2 protein-coding genes are annotated in these 3,490 nt (G+C 65.4%); one reads left to right on the top strand and one right to left on the bottom strand.

Annotated features, from left to right (window positions below):
• The first annotated feature begins 187 nt into the window (after nucleotides 1–187).
• Nucleotides 188–2,008, top strand: a complete 1,821-nt coding sequence (locus AOK01_RS35475) for a bifunctional metallophosphatase/5'-nucleotidase (protein WP_055518992.1) — start codon at nucleotides 188–190, stop codon at nucleotides 2,006–2,008.
• Nucleotides 2,009–2,082: 74 nt separating this feature from the next.
• On the opposite strand, the gene AOK01_RS35470 is transcribed toward AOK01_RS35475, so the two are convergent.
• Nucleotides 2,083–3,490: lysine N(6)-hydroxylase/L-ornithine N(5)-oxygenase family protein (locus AOK01_RS35470; protein WP_055518990.1), on the bottom strand; the 1,408-nt coding region annotated here is incomplete at its 5' end.

Raw genomic sequence — 3,490 nt, 5'->3', positions numbered from 1 at the left:
GTTCGGGGGGTGGGGTCATGCGTTCCACTGTGTCATTGGCGGTCCGTCGCTGTTGGCCGGTTGGGGTGGCTGCCGGTCATCAGATCGAAACCTGCGGGGGGTGTTGCGGTGCCTGGTGGCCGGGTCAGAATCTACGCGCGTTACCTACGTGCGCGTTGTCGACCGTTCCTTCGAGGAGTAGCCCGTCATGTCGTTGAACCGTCGGAAGTTCCTGAAGAAGTCCGCTGTGACCGGGGCGGGGGTGGCCCTGGCCGGTGCGGCCGTGGCGCCGGGCGCGGAGGCGGCGGAGGCTGCGATGGCGCCGACAGGGCGTGGGAAGGCGAAGTTGAAGCGGTATTCGCTGACGGTGCTGGGGACGACGGATCTGCACGGTCATGTCTTCAACTGGGACTACTTCAAGGACGCGGAGTACCAGGACGCGGCGGGCAATGCGCAGGGTCTGGCGCGTATCTCGACGATGGTGAACGCGGTGCGCAAGGAGAAGGGCCGCGACAACACGTTGTTGCTGGACGCCGGTGACACGATTCAGGGGACGCCGCTGACGTACTACTACGCGAAGGTCGATCCGATCACGGCCAAGGGTGGGCCGGTGCATCCGATGGCGCAGGCGATGAACGCGATCGGTTATGACGCGGTGGCGTTGGGCAATCACGAGTTCAACTACGGTATCGAGACGCTGCGGAAGTTCGAGGAGCAGTGTCGTTTTCCGTTGCTGGGTGCGAACGCGTTGGACGCGAAGTCGTTGAAGCCTGCTTTCCCGCCGTATTTCATCAAGAAGTTCCATGTGAAGGGTGCGCCGCCGGTCAAGGTCGCGGTGCTGGGTCTCACGAATCCGGGTATCGCGATCTGGGACAAGGCGTATGTGCAGGGGAAGTTGGTTTTCCCGGGTCTTGAGGAGCAGGCGGCGAAGTGGGTGCCGAAGCTGCGGTCGATGGGTGCGGATGTGGTGGTCGTGTCGGCGCATTCCGGTTCGTCGGGCACGTCGTCGTACGGTGACCAGTTGCCGTATGTGGAGAATTCGGCGGCGTTGGTGGCGCAGCAGGTGCCCGGGATCGATGCGATTTTGGTGGGGCACGCGCATGTGGAGATTCCCGAGTTGCGGGTGACGAACGAGAAGTCGGGGAAGACGGTCGTTCTGTCGGAGCCGTTGGCGTTCGCGGAGCGGTTGTCGCTGTTCGATTTCGAGTTGGTTTTCGAGCGGGGCCGGTGGTCGGTCGAGTCGGTGGCGGCGTCGGTCCGGAACTCGAATGCGGTGGCTGACGACCCCAGGATCACGAAGTTGCTGAAGGACGAGCACGATGTGGTCGTGGCGTACGTCAATCAGGTGGTCGGGACGGCGACGGAGACGTTGACGACGGCGGAGGCGCGGTACAAGGACGCCCCGATCATCGACCTGATCACGAGGGTTCAGGAGGACGTGGTCAAGGCGGCGCTGGTGGGTACGGAGTATGCGTCGTTGCCGGTGTTGTCGCAGGCGTCGCCGTTCTCGCGGACGTCGGAGATTCCGGCCGGGAATGTGACGATCCGGGATTTGTCGGGTCTGTACGTGTTCGACAACACGCTGGTCGCGAAGTTGATGACGGGTGCGCAGGTGCGGGCGTATCTGGAGTTCTCCGCGGAGTATTACGTGCGGACGGCGGTCGGTGCGGTGGTCGATGTGGAGAAGCTGACGAACGCCGGTGGCCGGCCGGACTACAACTACGACTATGTGTCGGGGTTGGCGTACGACATCGATATCTCGCAGGCGGCGGGGTCGCGGATCAAGAATCTTTCTTTCGAGGGTGCGGCGTTGGACGACGCGCGGCAGTTCGTATTGGCGGTGAACAACTACCGGGCGAATGGTGGGGGTGCGTTCCCGCATGTGGCGTCGGCGAAGGAGTTGTGGGCGGAGTCGACGGAGATTCGTACGCGGATCGCGGAGTGGGTGACGGCGAAGGGTTCGCTGGATCCGGCGGAGTTCGCTTCGGCGGACTGGAAGCTGACGCGTGAGGGCACGCCTGTCTTTTAGCCGGGTGCTTCCAGTCGGGTGCTTCTAGTCGGGTGCTTCCAGTCGGGTGCTTGCTTCTGGTGGTCGGCTGGTTTTCAGTCGGCCACCAGTGGTGTGAGGGTCCTTGGTTTTCTGGTGGGTGGGATCTGGGGCTGTTGGGTGAGTCCGAAGGTGGTGAAGGCCGTTCGGCTCGGCAGGGGGTAGGGGTCTTTTCCTGTCAGGGAGTTGAGGATGCTCGCGCTGCGCCAGGCGGTGAGGCCGAGGTGGGGGGTGCCGATGCCGTGGGTGTGGCGTTCGGCGTTCTGGACGTAGACGGTTCCGGTGACGGAGGGGTCGAGGACGAGGCGGTGCCGGTCGTCGATTCTGGGGCGTTCGGAGGCGTCGCGGCACATGTAGGGGTCGAGGCCGACGAGGAGGCGGTCGAGGGGGCGTTCTCGGTAGCCGGTGGCGAGGATGACGGCGTCGGTGGTCATGCGGGTTCGGCTGGCCTGTTGGACGTGTTCCAGGTGGAGTTCGATCTTGGTGGTGGCGATGCGGCCGGCGGTGCGGACGTGGACGCCGGGGGTGAGGACGGTGTCGGGCCAGCCGTTGTCGAGGGTGCGGCGGTAGAGCTCGTCGTGGATGGCGGCGATGGTGTCGGCGTCGATGCCTTTGTGGAGTTGCCACTGGGCGGGGACGAGCCGGTCGCGCAGGGCCTCGGGCAGGGCGTGGAAGTAGCGCGTGTAGTCGGGTGTGAAGTGTTCGAGCCCGAGTTTTGAGTGCTCCCTGGGGGCGAAGGCCTCGGTGCGGGCGAGCCAGTGGATTCTTTCGCGGCCGGTGGGGCGGTTTTTGAGGAGGTCGAGGAAGACCTCGGCGCCGGACTGTCCTGATCCGATGACGGTGATGTGGTGGGCGCTCAGAAGGCGTTCGCGGTGCTGGAGGTAGTCGGCGGCGTGGAGGACGGGTACGCCGGGTGCTTCGGCGAGGGGGCGGAGGGGTTCGGGGATGTGGGGGGCGGTGCCGATGCCGAGGGCGACGTTCTTGGTGTAGGTGCGGCCGAGGGCTTCTGCTTCGCCGTCGCTGTCGAGTTGGGTGAAGTCGACTTCGAACAGGTCGCGTTCGGGGTTCCAGCGGACGGCGTCGACCTGGTGGCCGAAGCGGAGCCCGGGGAGGCTGTCGCTGACCCAGCGGCAGTAGGCGGCGTATTCGGTGCGGTGGATGTGGAAGCGCTCGGCGAAGTAGAAGGGGAAGATCCGTTCGCGGGTCTTGAGGTAGTTGAGGAAGGTCCAGGGGCTGGTGGGGTCGGCGAGGGTCACGAGGTCGGCGAGGAAAGGGACTTGGAGGGTGGCGCTGTCGAGGAGCAGGCCGGGGTGCCAGTCGAAGGCGGGGTGTTGTTCGTAGAAGGTGGCGTCGAGTTCGGCCAGGGGGTGGGCGAGGGCGGCGAGGGAGAGGTTGCTGGGGCCGATGCCGATGCCGACGAGGTCGCGAGGTGCTTCGGGTTCGCGGGGGGCCTCGGGTTCGTGG

This window comes from Streptomyces aurantiacus (genome assembly GCF_001418335.1).
GTDB lineage: Bacteria > Actinomycetota > Actinomycetes > Streptomycetales > Streptomycetaceae > Streptomyces > Streptomyces aurantiacus.
The sequence above is the reverse complement of the archived record's forward strand: the minus strand, read 5'-3'. Positions and strand labels throughout refer to the sequence as shown.

What these genes read in the sequence shown, in the direction of transcription:
- AOK01_RS35475 (WP_055518992.1), top strand. Translation starts at nt 188, where the DNA reads ATGTCGTTGAACCGTCGGAAGTTCCTGAAGAAGTCCGCTGTGACCGGG.